Genomic DNA, 18550 nt, shown 5'->3' with positions numbered 1-18550 from the left:
TCATTTTTAGAACGATCCTATCCAAATTTTCATAAGAAAAACGTCAATCCAATGAATTGACGTTTTTACGATTATTTAGTGAGTCATATTATTAGTGTTTGGCATTTGCCCTCCTGTAGGGGCATACGCATGGAGCATTTGTTGCATATCTTGTTGAGCAAATTGTGGCACCTGATAATAATGATGTTTATTTTGATAAATTGACAGTTCATAGGCCATTTCAATACAGTTTGGTATGGAATCTGCTAACACTCTTCGTACTACAGGGTTAGTCGTTTCACATGCAGCCACTGTCTTCATAGAAGCAGAAGATTTTACACCACCAAGCATTAAACCAGAAATGCATTCATCAGTCAATTCTGACACAGATTGTAAAGGTTTTTTCGGTTGTGACGGCTGCAATCCATAGACAAAATTATTATCTTGCTGCATTTTATAGCTTTGAGTAGGAACCGCTGGATCCTTACCTGATTGAAAGCAATCCACCAATGTATTATATTCCTGTTGCATAAATTGGTATTGTCGGTCTAAAATGTTTAATAGTTCCTGGTCTTGAACATGACCTCTTAATAAAGTATATTGATCCATTAAGCCAATAGATCCTGATAATACTTCCCCTACATCCAATACTTCATGACCACCATGATTCATTTGTTGTGGAATATTTCCTGTATGCATATTTTGATGCATTTGGTTTGAGTTTTGCTGGTTTTGCATGAATCCTACCTCCTAAATAATTCATTTTACCTTTGTTAGTATGAATTAATTTAAAGGAGTTATTCACGAAACACCCAATTACAAACTTGCTAAGGGTTAAAATGTGTTATATACATTTTGACATGTTTCAGCTGTTGGTTCATAAAAGCAATGATTTTTATATCTTGCAACTAATGGCTGATTGTACCAAGTTGCTGGACAATCACCGGGTGGTTTAAAATACCAAAGACTATACTTTGCCGGCCAAAAACTTTCTCCATTAATTGATCGACGAGCCAAGCGCTTCTCTTTTTCCCTTGCCCTCTGATAAAAATAACCATGTATAGTAGCTTCAAAGGCATGAGGTTGAAAAACCATTTGCGGTACAGTGCGGAGCCCCTTGAAATCGGAGCAATTCGCTCTTATCCGATTAATGCCGACATTCCCTACGAGAAGCATACCTTGTATACCTTCCCCCTCTGCCTCAGCTCTTAGCAACCTTGCTAAAAGTGCAATATCTGAATCAGTAGCCTTGACAACTGCCATTACTTCACCTCCATCTGCTTTTCACCTTTATCATATTCTTTATGGCTAGATTGATGACCATTGTGACATAAAAAAAGGAGGGAATAATTTCCCTCCTACAAATCATTCGCCAAACTTAATGGCTTCGGCTTTAAATAATTGATGATACTCCTCATATTTATCCCAAAGTTTTAAATGTTTAGCAAAAAATTGTGCATTATAAAATTTATGATATGAATTGATTTCTCTTTCGATTTTTTCAAAAGCTCGTTCAATATTCGAGTATTTTTTTAGCCACGGCAAGCCCGTTTTCAAAAACGAATATTTAATATTATTGATAACATCCTCGATATTTTTTCCATTCGACCAAAACCACCAGATCGTTTCCTTCTCTCGATTAGGTTTATACCCAGTATTTTCTCCTTCATTTAGACAACACAATTCCATCTGGACTTGACAATCATAATGATTGGGAAATTTATTGAATTCAATGATAGGGGGAATAAAATCAAAATAAATACCGATAGTAACATTTAAGGATTGGGCAGGCCAACCTGATAATTCGGAATAATAATTGCCAATATGATTAATGCTTATGACCCATGTACAGTTATCATGAACAGCATAATATCTTCTATTATTGATACTTTCAAACCCATATTCTTTTAAAACAGGATATAGGATTCGTTTTAATTTCTTATCAATTTTATTCCGAACAATCAAATTGATCCCCCCTCTATTTAATATTTTATGCTCTATTATATAAGACGTTTGAACACGGGAAAAAGTTTCAGATAATTATCAAAAACAGGAAATTACTAACATAAATGTTTCTAATCAACTTTTTATTACCTTTTAACTTGAATTTCATCAAAACGAATGAAGTACTCCTTATCAATTCCTTTATTATTGATTTTGCCTTGATAAAGTGACTTACCTGTACTTATGTCATTAACAAATAATTGACTTTCTGTTTTCTCGTTTACATATGAATCTAATAGAAAAACTTTATTTTGGGCAAAGGTCACGGTTACTCCTTCGTTCCAATCTTGACCATTTGAAGGTAATTGTAATGTACACTCATTTTCAATCTTCTTATTTTCTAGATTGTACGTAAATAATTTCACACCTTTTTTATCTCTAATGGTTAAATATATCTCTTTATCTTTATACGCTTCAATGTTCGCATTTTTTAATTTCTCAGGAAGGTCGATCACTTCCTTTTTATTTTTTTCGAGATTGTAGGCAATGAATTGACTTTTAACAAGTTTTTCCTCATACGATCCATCGTTTTTATCAACCATTTTTAACTGATCATTTGTAAATAAGAAATATTTATTTGGAATGGTACGATCAGAATAAGAATAACTGTTATATTGATTGTAGGTATCTCCAACCGGATCTGATGTTAGGACATCATCACTTAGTAGCTTTTGCTTCTCAAGGTCAATCGTATATACATGTATTTCATTATTTGGAGTATTTGAATAAACGTTTTGTGTATTGTTTGCGATAAGCTTTAATTGATTATTTTTTACTAACTGAACATCCTGAACATAGAAACTACCATATTGCTTTTCATTAGGGATAGATATTGTGAACGATGATTTCTTATTTTCCTTCTTTTTTAACACGGAAGTTTTAATTTTAATATCATCCTCGATGTTAGAATAATTTTCATTGAAAATATTCGAATAAATTAAGAAATTCTTATCTTCATAAAACGAAGCTTCATTCAATTTACCACGCATAAAATTCCGATACTTTTTTCTTAATTGGTTAATTTTATGAGACTGTTGAAAATCATCTGCTATAAGAGGATTATTCTTTTTAAAATCTACTCCATTAACGGTTAAATAAAATCGCATAGAATCAATATTCCCGGCGTAATCCCCAGTAATGATCATTGACTTGATTTCTTTTTCATCACCACTTATTTTTTGAATATTTATCGTTGGTAAAGAATCTGCTGATACATTTGAATAGATGTAATACGTTCCGATACATATAACAACTACAGCTGCGACAATTGATGAATATATATAGCGTTTCATTCCAAATACCTCCTTAAACCGTTACCTTATTTTTTAATAAATAGACACTCATACTAATCGATCCAATAAGGACAACGATTCCCATAATTAATTCGATAAAGAATCTTTCTATTGGATAGAGGAAGTTTGGCATAAAAAATGTCTCAATAAGTAGTGGTGCAAAAAAGACAATAACTGAAAGAATACAGTATATCCCACCCATAATGATACCCTTAAAGCGAAAGCTTCTTTCGAAAAGAATTCCTGTAAAAAGGATTGTAACTGCTAAGAATCCTAAACCATAGAAAATGAGAAATGTTAAAAATGAACCAGGAATCAAAATATGCAAATAATCGGATAAACGAATCGCATCAGCTAATTTCAAATCGATTCTGAATTCAGTTGGAATAATGGCCTTAAAGATGAAGTTTTCAATTGGTAATAGTATAAGTTGAATGCCGATTAATCCTAAAACTAATAAGAAAATCGTTAATGCTTTTGATAGATAAATATTTACTCTTGAAGTAGGTAGCATCAATAATCGATAAATAAACGTATTTTTACCAAACCATTCACGATACCAAATGAAAAATAAATAGATTACTAACGCTGCAGCACAAAGTGCCACTGAAAAGAAGAACCAAGAAGTATTCAGTATTGTTTTAAAGTCCATCGTTCCATTTTGGCTAACATATTCTGATGCATTTATGGAAGTTTCTCGCATTGTGTCATTCACATCATTCATATAATTTAATGTTTTATAGATTACTCCAGTTATTTGAATGACGACTGTTAGTAAAATTAACACGATGTAGATTTTTTTAAATCGATTTAATTCAAAGTTCAACAATTTTAAAAACTTTTTCACCCTCTGTACACCTCTCTCATCACATCAACAACCGATTTCCCCTCTGTCAAACGAATTTCTTCTGTATTAAATTCTTTTAATACATTTCCGTTATCTATGAGAACTACCTTATCAATTAAGTGTTCAATATCATTTATTTCATGGGTTGTTATAATTACACCTCTGTCTTCGACTAAGTGACTCGTGAACACTTCTGCTATTTGCTCTCTGCTAAAAATATCAATACCTGAGAATGGTTCATCCATTAAAACATAATCAACATCAATACAAAGTCCTAATAATAAATTTACTTTCGCCACATTTCCCTTTGAAAGCTCAGAAATTCGTGTTCCTTTATCTAGTTTAAAAAATGTAAGCAAGTCGTCCGCACGCTGTTGGTTCCAATTTTCATAAAAGTCATCCATAAATACCATTGATTGGTGGATTGTCATGTGGGGAAGCATGGTAATCGCATCTGGTATAAACGTGATTTTTTCATAGCTAGATTTAGTTAATTTTGCACCATCGATAAGTATTTTTCCGCTATTAATGGGAGTTAGACCTACGATCGCTTTCAATGTTGTTGTTTTCCCCACTCCATTGATCCCAATTAAACAGGTTATTTCTCCTTTATTAGCAGTAAATGAAACACCGTTTAGTACTTTTTTACGACCATACCTTTTCGTAATATTTTGGACCTCGATCATTCCAGTTCCTTCCTTTCGTTTTCTGATGAATTATATTTTTCCTTTATTAATTCAAGTAACTCGTCGACTGGGACATTAATAGACCGAATGGATTGAACAAAGGAATCCACCGCTTCAACAATTAACTCTGTTCTTACCTTACTTAAAACAACCTCGTCATTTGTAATTCTACTTGGGTAATTTTTTTCAGTGTGTATCAACCCCTGTTCCTCCATTTCCTTATAGGCTCTTTGTGCAGTATTCGGATTAATTTTCAGCATTGAGGCAAGCTCTCTTCGCGAAGGAATTTCTTGGCCCTTTTCTAGCATACCTATTGCTATTTGTTCCTTGAAGTACCGAACAACCTGTACATAGACAGGATCACGATTATTAAAATTAATTTTCATTGAAACATCTCCTATGCGATGTGTGTATTAAGTGATTCATACATAGACGACAAAATTTTATGTATTATGGCATTCATACACCTCTTGTGTGTATTATATGGTTCATACACATAGTGTGTCAAGTAATATTTTTCTAAGCTACACACATAAGAATTGGTTATTTAAAACTATCAAATATCATTGATTACAAAACAAAAACGCAAAGTCACGATATATGGTTATGAGACAATGGGAATGTTCACAAGAGAAAAACATCAATCCTTCTAAAAAATGTTATTTCCGAATGAATACCCCTAAACACATTATTAATAATGTTAAAGAATTAATTAATATTATTAATTTTATTAAAGAAATATTTAAATATTATTATTTTTATTTTTAATTTTATGTTGTATAATTGAATCAACTAATAGGAAGGGATTTTATTATGGCTTATAAAGTAATCACAAATTGTCCTGTCTGCAGTAAAACATTGAAAATTACAAAGTTGGAGTGCTCTCATTGTCATACTACGATTGAAAATGAGTTTGAATTATCAAAGCTGGCATCCTTATCTAAGGATCAGCTTCATTTTGTGGAAGTATTTTTAACTTGCAGAGGGAATATCAAAGAAGTTGAAAAGGAACTGGGGATTTCATACCCAACGGTTCGAGGTAAGCTAACAGATATCATTTCATCCCTTGGATATGTGCAGAAGAAGAAAAATGTAGTAGACGAGAAAAAAGTTGTCACTATGTTGGAAAATGGCGAGATCACACCAGAAGAAGCCATTAAGCTCTTAAAAGAGGAATAGGGAGGAATTTATCATGAAAGAGGAAATTACAAGAGTGTTAACAATGGTTCAAGAGGGTAAGATTGATGCAGATAAGGGATCAGAACTGATTCAAATATTAAAAGAGAAAGAAGAAACAGGTAATAAGCCTTTTGATAAACCAAGTAAATATTTAGATAAAACATTGAAAATTCGTGTAGTATCAACCGAAAATGATAATGTCACTGTCAACTTACCTATCAAACTTGTCAAGGTAGTATTAATGGCAGGACATAGTATTGCTGCGAGTATTCCACAAGCGGAAAAATATGTGAAAGATATAGACATAGACCTTATTATTGAAGCAATCGAAAACGAATTAGATGGACAAATTGTTGATATTCAATCGGCAAACGGAGATACCGTTTCGGTTATCATTGATTAGTGATTGCTTATGATGCATGTAAAAGTAAAAGCAAAAGACGTGCGGTTTACCATCCCAATCCCATACTCTATTTTAAACATTGTTATTTCAATTTTGTCTTCAAAAATTTTTCAGCAGAATCTAAACAGATGGACAAAAGAGCATTTCGAAAGAAAAAAATTGGACTTTACCCTTCCACTAATAGAGAAAAATACATTAAAGCCTATCGTCAAGGAATTGAAAAAATATAAGGGAATCGTGCTAGTGGATGTCAAAGCTAAGGACGGTACTGAGGTTAAGGTTAGACTATAATCTATTCTAGAATACACCATCCACTGACCTGCTTTTCGATGAATGCTCTTTTTCAAATATTGTTACAAATTAGTAATGTTTTAACGAAAAAAATAGGTGAAGCCTAAATAGCCCCATCATCTCAATGAATAAAATGCTGTAACCTTCATAAGAACGCTAATTCCATTTTTTTACGAAAAAGCCAGCAGTAGGTTTTGCTTATACATGAGCAACAACGATCCGAAAACAGCATTTTTTATAATACCTAATTACTCGCTGCCAATACCGAGAAAATTAATATGAATAACCCCGTTCTATATTTAGGACGGGGTAAAAATATAGTTGTTTAATTTTTTTTGAAAGGTACTTCACTAAATTTAAAAATAAATGCAGTTTAAAATCTATTCAATCGTTTTGATTTTTTTAATAAAATAATAATGTTTATAAAGAGCCAAAACTACTAATACTATTTTTAGCAAAAGGAAATCGATATATATGACAGAAATTAAAATAAAGATATCAGCAATTAAATTGATACGGATTTTCTCTTTTCGTGTCATTCCTTTTTTCTGAAGAAATGCTAAAACGTATTTTTTATAAATGGTCGTGCCTTTGAACCACTTTTCAAATCGTTTTGAACTTTTCGTAAAACAAAAAGTTGCAAATAAATAAAACGGACCGCCAGGCAAGCCTGGTAGTACAGTCCCAACAATACCAATCCCTAAAGAGATGAAACCTAAAAGCATAAACAGGAAACTTTTTATTTTTTTTACTGTCATCACCTTTTTATACATCCTTCGCTTCGATACAATAAGATTCAATCATATACGTTCCTTTTTCTTAACTTAATATGATCGTAACATAAATTGAATCGGAGTCAATAAACAAACAGATCTATAGTCATAAAAAGCAAATATGGTTTTCAATGGGATTAAAAATACATTTTAGTACTACAAAAGTCTTTTTTGCATTACAACTAATATATAACAATAATGTTTGACAAATGGTGCTACTAGTTTGATAGATACACCTTATTATAATTGATCTATTTTGGATAACAAAAGATCCGAAATTAAGTCCAAAACATAAATAGTACTGGTGATTATTTACCCACAAAAGAACAGCACCTTCGTCATGAGGTGCTGCTGTAAAGTATATTTCGTTTTATACCTTTCATTTATAGAAAAAACAATTGGTATCAACGATATATTGTTTACATAATAATATTATAGATAACTTTGTTTTTGTTCTAACTTCTTCTTAAACTCTTCATAATGAAGGTTAAAATTAATATGAGAACAATCGCTCCAATTAAAGCTGGAATAATATAGAATCCACCAGCTTCAGGTCCCCATTCCCCTAATATTAATGAACCTACCCAAGCTCCAATAAATCCTGCAATGATATTGCCGATAATCCCTCCTGGTACATCTCGACCTATGATCAAACCTGCTAGCCATCCGATAATTCCTCCGACAATTAAAGCCCAAATAATTCCCATAACTTTTTCACTCCTCATTTTTAATTAGTATTGTTTAATAATTAAAATACCCATTTTTACGCTTCATAAACAAAAAACTAGATTCAAGTAAATAGAATTAACTGTTTTCAACATTCATCCCTATACCTACCAATATAAAATCCCATAGTTTTGTAGGTATTCAAGTATAACCAGCACGAAGGATCCTTTCACTATTTTGTAAATATGAAAATCTACGATAATTAATCTTCTGAAATTGGTGTGTGAGTTTGATTTTTCATTTTATCTTCCATTATATTAAGATCATTTTTAAATTTCTCTCTAATTACCTCTTTGCTACCGAATAGTAATATTTGATCACCTTCGTGGATTTTCGTCTGATAGATATTTTTTCTGATTTTCAATTCTCCTCTTTTAATAAACAATACAACCATATCTAACTGATCGTATTGTTTGAGTACGTCCTTAATGGTGTTATGAAATAAATAAGATTCTTTATATATGTGAAGATTTACTAGATCATCTGTTTTATCTGTTAAAAATATATCTCGCATAGGTAAATCACCAAGTTCAATATTTTTCTTCATATTTTTATTAAATAATTGGGACAATCCCCTTTGGATGGAAGTCAATTTTAATACTCCTAGTACCAATAATAGCCCTGTTGCAACATATAGAGTTTCCTTTATTCCTAAATCATCTGAAAGAAAATTACTTATAGATGAGATAATTATTGCAAGTGAAAATGCTCCAAATAATATAAGAAATATCGCTAGCTTTCTACGAACTGGATGTCCTAATATAAGTTCTGATTCTCCAGTTGTAAATCCTGTACCTGTCATCATCGAGATGACTTGGAAACGCGAAACTTCCAATTTCAGACCAGTTAACCGAAATAGTATGACATGAATTTCTATGACAGCTGTGATGACAACAAAATAGATAAGTAAAAATAGTAAATTCATTTTATTCACCCCACAATAATAGTTGAGAAATAATGATGCCCTTTTTAGACAATGCTGCTTCGTAATATCGTATTGCATAAGCCGATATTTCGATTTCTCTTGAAACAATAGAATGATGTCATTCTTTTTATATTTTTTTATTTGTTATTACCTCCTTCCTTTCATAGAAAAACATAGTTATCAGAGGTTTTATTTTTTCAACAATCGGGAATGGGTAGGAAAATACTTTAAAAATAGGGATGATAATATGACAAATAGCTGGAAATGGTATCAATTTAAGAAAAATGAAATAGATCAAATAAAACAAATTATTGAAGAAGATAGCTACTCCTTGAATAAGGAATGGCTCAATCAAGTGAAGGAAAATAGGAAAAATATATTAAGAATTGAAATACACGATGATAATAAAAGAATTGTGAAGGGATCACTTATTTACAAACAAAATTTCAAGGATGAACAGGATTACAAAATCTTTCATTTTTATTTAACGCTTGATCAGTTCATTACCGTAGATCTTGATTTATCATTTCTTAAACGAAATAATAAATCCTTCCTTCTAGCACAAATTGATCGGGCAGACAATGCAATTGATGGATTTTTAATCATAATTGGTGAACTAATGAATGAGATGTTATATGGAATTGATCGATTTGAAGATGAACTAAAAAAAATGACTTGGCATTTTCATAAAAAAAACGAAACGAGCATTCTCGATAAAATTTATAAGCGTCGCCATGAGCTATTAGTATGGAAAAGTCTATTAATTCCTGTAAAAGAAGTGAAAATCGGAATTGAGGAGGCCTTTCTTGAGGATGTAAATAAAGGAGAAATATTTAAACGTACATGTAAAAGAATTGAACGAGCTATCGAGCTAATCAACGAATACGAGCATGAAATTGATTCTATTATTAATCTAGAAGAAGTGATTTCCTCCCATCGGGGAAATGAAATAATGAAAACTTTAACTGTAATAACGACTATTTTCACTCCATTAATGGCTTTAGGGGCGTTATGGGGAATGAACTTCAAATTTATGCCGGAACTTGAATGGAAATATGGCTACTTACTATCATTATTCCTTATCGTTGTCTCTACAATTGGATTTTATGGTTATTTAAAAATGAAAGGTTGGACTGGAGACCTTTTGAAAAGTAGTAAAAAAGGGTCATTTTTTAAATAAAATACTTAGTAGAGCTAGTAGTATATATGAAGACCAACGCATTAGCAGCGTTGGTCTCCTCTTTCTGTATTGCAAACTCCAGTACTTCTCTTTATTTAAATACAAGGAAAAACTCATTCAGAATGAATCGGCAATTGTTTTAAAAAATATTCAGAGAATGATGGAGCATCAAGTCTTGCAGTAATATATGGTGGTTTGAGCCTTTTCATTCCTTCTAGTGGAAGTCCCAACCAAATGATTTGTTCATCAATAGAAACAAATGGAAACGGCAAGGAATGATCTATTTTTTTATATTTATTAATAGGTTTGATGTCCTTTGTTGCGATTATCGTTAGTTTTATTTTATTCGATCGATTATTCAATATTTCAACCCACTGTTTAGAAAGGACCGTGTGGTCTGGTAATGAAATCACAATAGATCGTGAAGCATGCTGAATATCCTCAAAAACTGGTTCTAACTTACGAGCATGAATCCATCGTAATCGTGGATGCTGATGTTTTATCCATTGGCCAATTTCACAAGGGGAAACACTTTGCTTATGTTTCTCTTGATAGTCAACAAGCTGCCTAATTGTTTTATTAGGATAAATCTGTTTACGAATAAACTTTTTATCGGTCACGTTAATAAATTTACCTTTCGCTCTTGTCATAGCCACATTAATGAGCCTTTCACTTTCACGACCTGCTAACAGCATACTTGCGCGATTTTGTGGGTATCCATCGACTGTATCAAAAATAATCATCTCACGTTCACTACCTTGAAAACGATGAACAGTAGCTGAAATAATATCCGCTTCCCCACATTCCTTTTCATATAAATCAGCCAATAAATGTTCCATTAAAACGGCTTGTGCCCGAAATGGAGTAACATATCCAATGGATGTCATTCCATCCATATATGCCTCATGGATTAATTGGAAAGACAGGAATAAATGTAATGGATTCATTCTTGAATGAGATGCCTGTTCATTAATGCAAAATTCTCCTGTAAAACTGGTGTCTAATAATACCGATGCACGCTTTGAAAATGGTTTTTTTAAAGCGATGGAACGTCTTTGTTCACCTACTTTTTCATGATCACCAACAAGAGATTGGTAAATGTGTTGATTTGTAAAGCCTGAAATTTCCGGATGCATCCTTCTTTGTTTTTTTAATAAAAAAAGATGTGGGTGAAATTCAGCTGTGTCAATTCCTTTAACAACGTTAGCCTTATGGAAAATGTCTTCCTTTAACCACTCATTGACTTTAGAATCTCCGGCTGAAGCAATAGGTGGTAATTGTTTAAAATCACCACACACGATTACACGTTTAGCTAATGATGAGGCAAAAGCAATTTGTGGAACATATGCCATACTTGCTTCATCAATGATGACAATATCAAACTCCTGTTCGAAAATTGCCGCATCACCTGCCGCTTTCGCTAATGTTGTTCCTATAATCTTTGCTTCCTTAACAAATTCAATTTCTTTTCTACGAATTCGCTCAAGTACTCTTGCTAACTTTTCTTCAATCTCTAATAATTGATCTGTATCTCTATGGCTAAATGATTGACTTAAATCATTCTTTAATCCTCGTTTTAGTTCGGAAAATCGAAGTCTTTTATCAAAAAGACCGGGTTCACGTTTTTCAACTAATTGCATCGTTGTTAAAAAATCATTCGTCACAGAAGCTCCACTCATTCCGTAGCGTAATATTTCTCCTTCAACTTGTTTGTCCATTTTTTGTACAAAATGATTAATTTCACCCATTAATACATCGACGGCTTGATTACTATGGGATAAAACAAGAACACGTTTCTCTTTAAAATACTTATTAGCGGCAACTCGTGCGAGAGTATATGTTTTCCCAGTACCTGGTGGTCCCCACACATAAGTTACTGGATTATACTTTGATCGCAGGACTAGCTCATGGATATTACTTTTAATATGATTAGTTGGGTGTTTCGCTAGTAGGCTTGGAGTGATTACTTGAAGCATGCGATTTCTTTTTTTCTTACTTTTTTTAGCATCATCGAGACGTTGAATAAGCTGTTCGAGAAGTTCCCATGGATCATGAAATAATATGGCATTAGAAACTAAATCTCCAAAGCTTTTTTCAAAACTAATAATGATACTTTTCCCTTCCGATGAAAGGACTCTACCTGTCTGTTTCCATTCTTCCCATTCCAGTCGGATGGTTGAACCTACAGGTATTCGCAAAGATGTAGCTGTTTCAAAGTAATAGGAATATGATTGGTCACTTGATAGTAAATGACCATTAGAAACATGATATTTAGTACTACCGTATTTTTTCACATATGCTATTTCATGTTGAAGGGCTACCTGCCATTCTTTAATATATTGTTTTATGGTTGTCATAATTAGTATCCTTTTTACTATATTAACTTGAAAAAGGTTATCTAATATGAGGCATGACCTCTTATTAGACAACCCTATCTATTCTATATTACTATACTAAAAAAAGAAATGGATATCTTTTAATCCTCCTGTTTATCATTCACTTCAATCGTTAATCCATCGACATGTTTTCGCTCCATTAGATGTGCTTTCTTTCGATTTTCTTTTGATTCAAAGATAATATTAAAATCATAATCTTCTGGGTACAATTCATTAGCGGCAATATATAGTTTTAACCTTTTATAATTAAACGTTTTTTTCTCATTTTTCACTTGGACAAGATAGTTTCCAAATGAATCTGGCCCTTTATAAATAATGCCGTATTCACCTGTTGCCAGTATGTGAACATTATCCCCTTGTTGGAACATGACGACCGGTTGGTTTGAAGTAGGTTTCTTTTGTTTGTTTGTTTTTATATAACGATTCAAAGCAATTTGTTTATCCATTTCTCTTTTTTCAAAAGAATTATCACATTCCATTTCATATACCTTTTCTTCCTTATATGTGATTTGATAGGCATCAGATATAATCGTTGGATGCATCCCTAATCGCAGTGCAATAGCGAATGCTTGACTTTCACCGCCAGTACCAATATTTAAACGATAGGTTGGTTGTAGTGTATGGATATCAAATTCCATTGATCCATTCATAAATCCATCCGTCTTATCCGCGAAATCTTTAATTTCACTATAATGAGTTGTTGCTAATATCGTGGCACCCTTTTGATGGAATTGCTTTAATATCGCAGTCGCTAACCCCATTCCCTCTCCAGGATCTGTACCTGATCCAAGCTCATCTAATAAAACTAAACTATACTCATTTGCCTCCTTAAGAAGCTCGATAATATTTTTTATATGTGAACTAAAAGTACTCAAATTTTGCTCGATACTCTGACCATCCCCGATATCTAGAAGGACTTTTTTAAAGATACTAATTTCACTCCCCTCATCAACAGGAATATGCAAACCAGATTGAACCATTATTGTTAATAATCCAACGGTTTTAATCGTTACTGTTTTCCCACCTGTGTTCGGTCCCGTAATAATTAAAGCATTGTATCGTTCGCCTAGTTCAATGGTTAGTGGTACAGCTTGTTTTTCTAATAACGGATGGCGTGCACCCTTAAGACGGATATTAAAAGTTTCATTTACTTCAACACTTCGTCCTTCAATGAGACGACTATATTTTGCTTTTGCAAATAAAACATCATAATGAACCATCGTCTCCATTGCCAGCCTTATTTCGTGCAGATGCTCATCGACTAAAACAGTTAAGGCAGCTAAAATTCTATCCACTTCTGTTTCTTCATTTGCTTTCAGTATCGAAATTTGTTCTCGAAGGAATGCAGCTTCCTCAGGTTCAATATACAAAGTTGCTCCCGAAGCAGAAGTATCTAACACTACCCCTTTTATTTTTCCTTTGTACTCTTTCTTAATTGGAATTACATAATGACCATTTCGTTCACTTACAATAAATTCTTGAAGATAGGATTTGTATTTGGATGATTTAATGATTTGATTTAGTTTATCCTTAAGCCTATCCTCTTGAATGGACATTTGCTTTCGAATTTTCACAAGCTCTTTGCTTGCATAATCATCCACTCGTCCATTACGAATACATCTTTCAATTTCTTCAAGTAAACGAGAAAGATCTTCAATGCCATATACATACGAGGTTACACGTGGTGCAAGAAATTCTTTATCCTTCATATATTGCTTAAGTCTTTTACAGCTAATCAAAAATTCTGCGAGCTCTTTAAAATGAGCAGGCTTTAATGTCAGACCTTTGTCTAATTGACTAATGATTAGTTCCATTCCATTCAATGAAGAGATAGGAACACTAGCGCTTTTTTCCAAAATATTGACTGCCTCTGTTACTTCATCTAACCAAGCTCGAATTTGTTTTACATTTGTAGATGGAGCTAAATTTACGATATTATCCTTTCCTGCTTCAGACATTGTAAATTGAGCAATCAGTTCTTTTACGTGATCAAATTCAAGGATTTTAAACGTATGGGAATTCACAATAATAGCCTCCTTATAATAAAAAAAAACGTAATGAACAATTGTTCATTACGCTTAGAAGTGTTTTAACAAAATAAATACTTTGTTATTGTTTCTACCTAGTTATATCCTCCCAAATTTCATGAGAGCATAAAAAAGCTATGCCAATAGACATAGCTTTCGTAGAATGATCTTCTATCTGCCATGATTATCGTTCTTAACATTCACACTTTTTACCATACTTAAATAAACGTATGTTGTGAAAAATTTTTTCACAAGCAACGTCAATGAAAAGTGTGACCGTATGAAATTACGGATTAGTTAAGAACGACACCAAACATAAAATTATCTCCTTTATTAAGGGAATCAATAACTAGGTTAATATTGGTAAGTTTATTACCATTATGCTTATTAAATTACTTGAAAATTATGTGATTGTCAATATGTGAATGCTGAAATTTAATTCATTGCTTTATTATGCAGAAAAATGATATTATCCGATTATACTGATTTTTACTATGGGGGAAAAAGGATGGATAAGCAATTAGAAAAAGCGACTTTTGCAGGTGGTTGTTTTTGGTGTATGGTCAAGCCCTTTGACCAATGGGATGGAATTGATCGTGTAATTTCGGGGTACTCTGGTGGTCATATTGAGAACCCAACATATAAAGATGTAAAGTCGGGTACTTCAGGACATTATGAAGTCGTTCAAATTACATTTGACCCTAGTATATTTTCGTATGAAAAATTACTTGAAATTTACTGGCAGCAAATTGATCCGACCGATGACGGTGGTCAATTTCATGATCGTGGAGATTCCTATAGGACGGCGATATTTTATCATTCCGAAGAACAGAAGAAATTAGCAGAAATCTCTAAGAAAAACTTAAGTGACAGTGGAAAATTTAAAAAACCAATTGTCACAAAAATACTTCCTGCTGCTACATTCTATCCTGCTGAAGATTACCATCAGGATTTTTATAAAAAAAGTAAAGAAGAGTACATGGAAGATCGAAAAAAATCAGGTCGTGATGAATTTATTGCTTCACACTGGAATGATAAAAACTAAAATCAGAGGTGCTTACCTCTGATTTTGCTATTTTTATATAGTACAATAATTTATAGGTTAAAAAGTATTAGATGTTTCATAAGTAGAATTACCAATAGATCTCTTATCCGTTAATGTCATTCATGAAGAAAGAAAGGTTGAACATAAAACATTAGATAAGCATGAAGATGAACCTAGTGACACAAAAACCACAAAAATTGTAATATAAATAAAGATAGTAATGAAACAGGAGTGCATAAACACCCTGTTCATACCGCTTCTTATTTGATTATTGATTTCCGATTGGACTCCTGCAAATTCCGATAGGTATTCCCTTTTTATTAATATTTTCTTTAATATTTATTAAGGGTGAACCTTGATAAACCTTTAGTAAAATGTCTTCTATCCTTAGCCGCTCTTGTTTAGTAATTTCTTGCCTAGAAACTAATTTTTTAAACCATTCGCTGATTTCTATTGGATATAAATTTCCAGCAATCGAGGAAAGACGATCAAACCCAAGAATCACTTTCTCATCCAATTCAGATTCTCCACCAGCATAATAATAGAAGTCATTTCTTTTCATTTCTTTTTTTAATAGTTGAACTCTTTCTTTTCTTCCTGCTTCTTTTATTCCAACTACTAATTCCATATTACTTAACTGAATAATACTTTCTAGTGATAAATCAAATCCGGTTCGATTTGGATTATTATATAAAATAGTTGGCTTTTTACAATGATTAATAATGGTTTTTGTATATATTAATGCTTCTGCTTGTGTCGGTAGTATATAAGGCGGGTATCCAAGTAAAATACCTGATATATTTGTATCACGAATGTTTTTAGCTAATTCCTCTGCTTCTTTCTGCCTAATGGAAGAAACACCAAAGATAATTTCCATATTATTAATGAGTTCTTTTTCTCTTACTATCCGATCAAGTATTTCGATTTTTTCATTACTATTTAAGCTATGTTGTTCTCCAGTTGTACCGCAGACTAGAACCGATTTTACTCCTTGTTTATATAATTACCTTATATGATCTATAGTTCCTTGAATATTAATAGATTCATCTTCAAAAAATGCCGTTGGTACTGCAATGTGAAATGGTTCTTTTAGCATACTTTTATCCCCTTTATAGCTTTTCCTAATTATTATACTTCCTTGGATGTACTCCCAAATAGGGAGCATCTATGTTCCTCATTTTTATTAGAAAATATGGTGGCAAGGTTGTGATTTTCAAAAATATCATAGATTATTTTTATATACGAAAGAAACAATTCAAGCAAAATATATCCATTGCTAATTAATTACCATTCATTTGTCAACACGACTTTACCAATGGCCATATTAGATTCCAATAAGGTATGTGCTTCCATTACTTGATCAAAATTAAAAACCCTTTCATCGATTAGAGGTTGTAGTTTTCCTTCTTCTACAAGTTTTGTTGTTTCTCGTAATATCTCACCATATTCCTGCCTTTTTTCCTTATCAATTATTTTTAAAAGCATAAAAGTGACATGTAAAGATAGTGCCTTGGCATGGAGAGGAGACAAATCATGTGTCGAGCGAGCTGCGATTGCTAATACAGTTCCGTATGTGGCAGAAGCCTGAAACGACCGATCGAGGTTTTCACCGCCGACTGTATCAAACACAATGTCAAATCCTTTTCCATCTGTATGTTCCTTTACGTACTCTTCCACAGATAGTTCGCGATAATTAATGGACACATCTGCCCCTAAGCGTTTTCCAATAATTAACTTTTCCTCAGATGAAGCAGTTGTATATACTTTTGCGCCTGCAAGCTTGGCCAGTTGGATTCCCACATGCCCTACTCCCCCAGTGGCAGCGTGGATAAGTACAGTTTGTCCGCTTTGAACATTTGCCCGCTTATAAAGAGACTCCCACGCAGTAATTGTTACTAAAGGAAGTGCCGCTGCTTGTGCCATCGTTATATTTTTTGGTTTATGAGCTAGAAGTTGTACATCCGCTAGCATATATTCTGCAAGGGCACCACTTGTTCCTTTTACACCACCTGCGCAACCATAGACTTCGTCACCAACCTTAAACTCTGTTACATCCTCTCCGACATCTACAACAACTCCTGCTACATCACTATGTAACACAGCGGGAAACTCTGGAGCAACTGCAGGTACGGCTCCACTGCGAATCTTTGTATCGATTGGATTTACACTCGTTGCCTTTACATGAATGACAACATGCCCAGAAATTGGGTCAGGTTTAGGAACCGCAGCAAGCTCAAAAACAGATGGACCTCCAAATCTTTTAATCACCTGTGCTTTCATTTGTATCACACTCCTCTAATATAATTTTACAGTAAGTTGCTAGATATCTAAATAATAAGAATATTTTAATTGTATTTTTCAATTAAATACTAATTAATATCGTTTATTTCCAAAGACAAATCCTTTTTATATAATAAAAACCTTCTTTTTTTATTCCGACAATGTACTTGTAACTGACGCTTGGAGAGCCTACAAAACCTATGTCAAAGAAAAAGGATTAGATCATTACCGAAATCAAGTCAGAAGATGGGAAGTACGTTTTAAAGGCTTTTATTATATTTAAAATGGGAACAACTTTCATTCTCGAATGACAAAATGGCTTGACCGTTTTAAAGGTGCCGCTACTAAATATCTAGACAATTACCTTGCTTGGTTCTTGTTTATAGAAAGTCGTAGTAATGATAGGACAAAACAACACATTAAAGAATTTTTGCTAACATCATTTGTATTAGAAAGGACAGTGATTTATGATAGTTTACGGGAGTCCAAATTTTGGGTCAGTTGAACCAATAAATAG

At 32.8% G+C, this 18550-nt stretch carries 18 protein-coding genes and 2 pseudogenes; 6 read left to right on the top strand and 14 right to left on the bottom strand.

The genetic code is table 11. The features are described from left to right. Positions 1–75: 75 nt before the first annotated feature. From I5818_RS12270 to I5818_RS12240, 7 genes are all read right to left on the bottom strand, one after another. On the bottom strand, positions 76–717 hold the full coding sequence (locus I5818_RS12270; protein WP_058005477.1) for a spore coat protein: 642 nt from the start codon (positions 715–717) through the stop codon (positions 76–78). A 96-nt stretch (positions 718–813) separates the two neighbouring features. Further along, a complete protein-coding gene (locus tag I5818_RS12265; RefSeq protein WP_071975990.1) occupies positions 814–1242 on the bottom strand; it encodes a cell wall hydrolase in 429 nt (142 codons plus the stop codon). Between the two features lie 102 nt (positions 1243–1344). After that, positions 1345–1944: a DUF4304 domain-containing protein gene (locus I5818_RS12260; RefSeq protein WP_209391917.1), complete on the bottom strand. Its 600-nt coding sequence runs from the start codon at positions 1942–1944 to the stop codon at positions 1345–1347. 125 nt (positions 1945–2069) lie between these two features. Further along, positions 2070–3275 carry a hypothetical protein gene (locus tag I5818_RS12255; protein WP_209391916.1) on the bottom strand — a complete coding sequence of 402 codons (1206 nt, stop codon included), beginning with the start codon at positions 3273–3275 and terminating at the stop codon, positions 2070–2072. 13 nt (positions 3276–3288) lie between these two features. Next, positions 3289–4122 carry a hypothetical protein gene (locus tag I5818_RS12250; protein WP_078111396.1) on the bottom strand — a complete coding sequence of 278 codons (834 nt, stop codon included), beginning with the start codon at positions 4120–4122 and terminating at the stop codon, positions 3289–3291. Continuing rightward, positions 4119–4808, bottom strand: a complete 690-nt coding sequence (locus tag I5818_RS12245) for an ABC transporter ATP-binding protein (RefSeq protein WP_058005472.1) — start codon at positions 4806–4808, stop codon at positions 4119–4121. Before I5818_RS12245 ends, I5818_RS12250 begins: the two co-directional genes overlap by 4 nt. After that, the gene (locus tag I5818_RS12240; RefSeq protein WP_071975995.1) at positions 4805–5194 is read right to left on the bottom strand and encodes a GntR family transcriptional regulator; all 390 of its coding nucleotides are present in this window, start codon (positions 5192–5194) and stop codon (positions 4805–4807) included. The genes I5818_RS12245 and I5818_RS12240 overlap by 4 nt, the downstream gene beginning before the upstream one ends. Positions 5195–5621: 427 nt before the next feature. On the opposite strand from I5818_RS12240, the gene I5818_RS12235 reads away from it, so the two are divergent. The 3 genes from I5818_RS12235 to I5818_RS12225 are packed head-to-tail and all read left to right on the top strand — an operon-like array spanning position 5622 to position 6681. Beyond that, complete coding sequence (locus I5818_RS12235) at positions 5622–5987, top strand: DUF2089 domain-containing protein (RefSeq protein WP_078111397.1); 366 nt, start codon at positions 5622–5624, stop codon at positions 5985–5987. Positions 5988–6000: 13 nt separating this feature from the next. Further along, the gene (locus I5818_RS12230) at positions 6001–6390 is read left to right on the top strand and encodes an SHOCT-like domain-containing protein (protein ID WP_071975996.1); all 390 of its coding nucleotides are present in this window, start codon (positions 6001–6003) and stop codon (positions 6388–6390) included. 9 nt (positions 6391–6399) lie between these two features. Continuing rightward, positions 6400–6681 carry a hypothetical protein gene (locus tag I5818_RS12225; protein WP_078111398.1) on the top strand — a complete coding sequence of 94 codons (282 nt, stop codon included), beginning with the start codon at positions 6400–6402 and terminating at the stop codon, positions 6679–6681. A 380-nt stretch (positions 6682–7061) separates the two neighbouring features. Here the strand turns inward: I5818_RS12225 and I5818_RS12220 are convergent, their stop codons facing one another. From I5818_RS12220 to I5818_RS12210, 3 genes are all read right to left on the bottom strand, one after another. Further along, complete coding sequence (locus I5818_RS12220; protein ID WP_071976043.1) at positions 7062–7439, bottom strand: YbaN family protein; 378 nt, start codon at positions 7437–7439, stop codon at positions 7062–7064. A 470-nt stretch (positions 7440–7909) separates the two neighbouring features. Then, positions 7910–8161, bottom strand: coding sequence for a GlsB/YeaQ/YmgE family stress response membrane protein (locus I5818_RS12215; protein WP_058005467.1), 252 nt, complete (start codon positions 8159–8161; stop codon positions 7910–7912). 221 nt (positions 8162–8382) lie between these two features. Then, the gene (locus I5818_RS12210) at positions 8383–9105 is read right to left on the bottom strand and encodes a TrkA C-terminal domain-containing protein (RefSeq protein ID WP_180211932.1); all 723 of its coding nucleotides are present in this window, start codon (positions 9103–9105) and stop codon (positions 8383–8385) included. A gap of 247 nt (positions 9106–9352) precedes the next feature. On the opposite strand from I5818_RS12210, the gene I5818_RS12205 reads away from it, so the two are divergent. Next, positions 9353–10285 carry a magnesium transporter CorA family protein gene (locus I5818_RS12205; RefSeq protein WP_169846954.1) on the top strand — a complete coding sequence of 311 codons (933 nt, stop codon included), beginning with the start codon at positions 9353–9355 and terminating at the stop codon, positions 10283–10285. Between the two features lie 113 nt (positions 10286–10398). On the opposite strand, the gene I5818_RS12200 is transcribed toward I5818_RS12205, so the two are convergent. Then, on the bottom strand, positions 10399–12642 hold the full coding sequence (locus tag I5818_RS12200; RefSeq protein ID WP_078110932.1) for an AAA domain-containing protein: 2244 nt from the start codon (positions 12640–12642) through the stop codon (positions 10399–10401). A 119-nt stretch (positions 12643–12761) separates the two neighbouring features. Further along, entirely contained in the window at positions 12762–14705 is a 1944-nt protein-coding gene (locus I5818_RS12195) for an endonuclease MutS2 (protein WP_078110933.1), read from the bottom strand. A gap of 511 nt (positions 14706–15216) precedes the next feature. On the opposite strand from I5818_RS12195, the gene msrA reads away from it, so the two are divergent. Next, positions 15217–15753 (top strand): peptide-methionine (S)-S-oxide reductase MsrA, encoded by a 537-nt coding sequence (msrA, locus tag I5818_RS12190; protein ID WP_078110934.1) that lies wholly within the window; start codon positions 15217–15219, stop codon positions 15751–15753. 268 nt (positions 15754–16021) lie between these two features. On the opposite strand, the pseudogene I5818_RS12185 reads toward msrA, so the two are convergent. Both I5818_RS12185 and I5818_RS12180 read right to left on the bottom strand, forming a co-directional pair. Next, positions 16022–16738: pseudogene (locus tag I5818_RS12185) on the bottom strand (dihydrodipicolinate synthase family protein); the annotation flags it as partial. 299 nt (positions 16739–17037) lie between these two features. Beyond that, positions 17038–18033, bottom strand: a complete 996-nt coding sequence (locus I5818_RS12180) for a zinc-dependent alcohol dehydrogenase family protein (RefSeq protein ID WP_078110935.1) — start codon at positions 18031–18033, stop codon at positions 17038–17040. 154 nt (positions 18034–18187) lie between these two features. On the opposite strand from I5818_RS12180, the pseudogene I5818_RS12175 reads away from it, so the two are divergent. After that, positions 18188–18538 (top strand): annotated as a pseudogene (locus I5818_RS12175) (IS1595 family transposase); the annotation flags it as partial. Positions 18539–18550: the final 12 nt, after the last annotated feature.

Origin of the sequence: Heyndrickxia oleronia (genome assembly GCF_017809215.1) — a bacterium.
Classification (GTDB): domain Bacteria; phylum Bacillota; class Bacilli; order Bacillales; family Bacillaceae_C; genus Heyndrickxia; species Heyndrickxia oleronia.
Note: the sequence above shows the minus strand (reverse complement) of the source record. Positions and strands in the feature narration are given on the sequence as shown.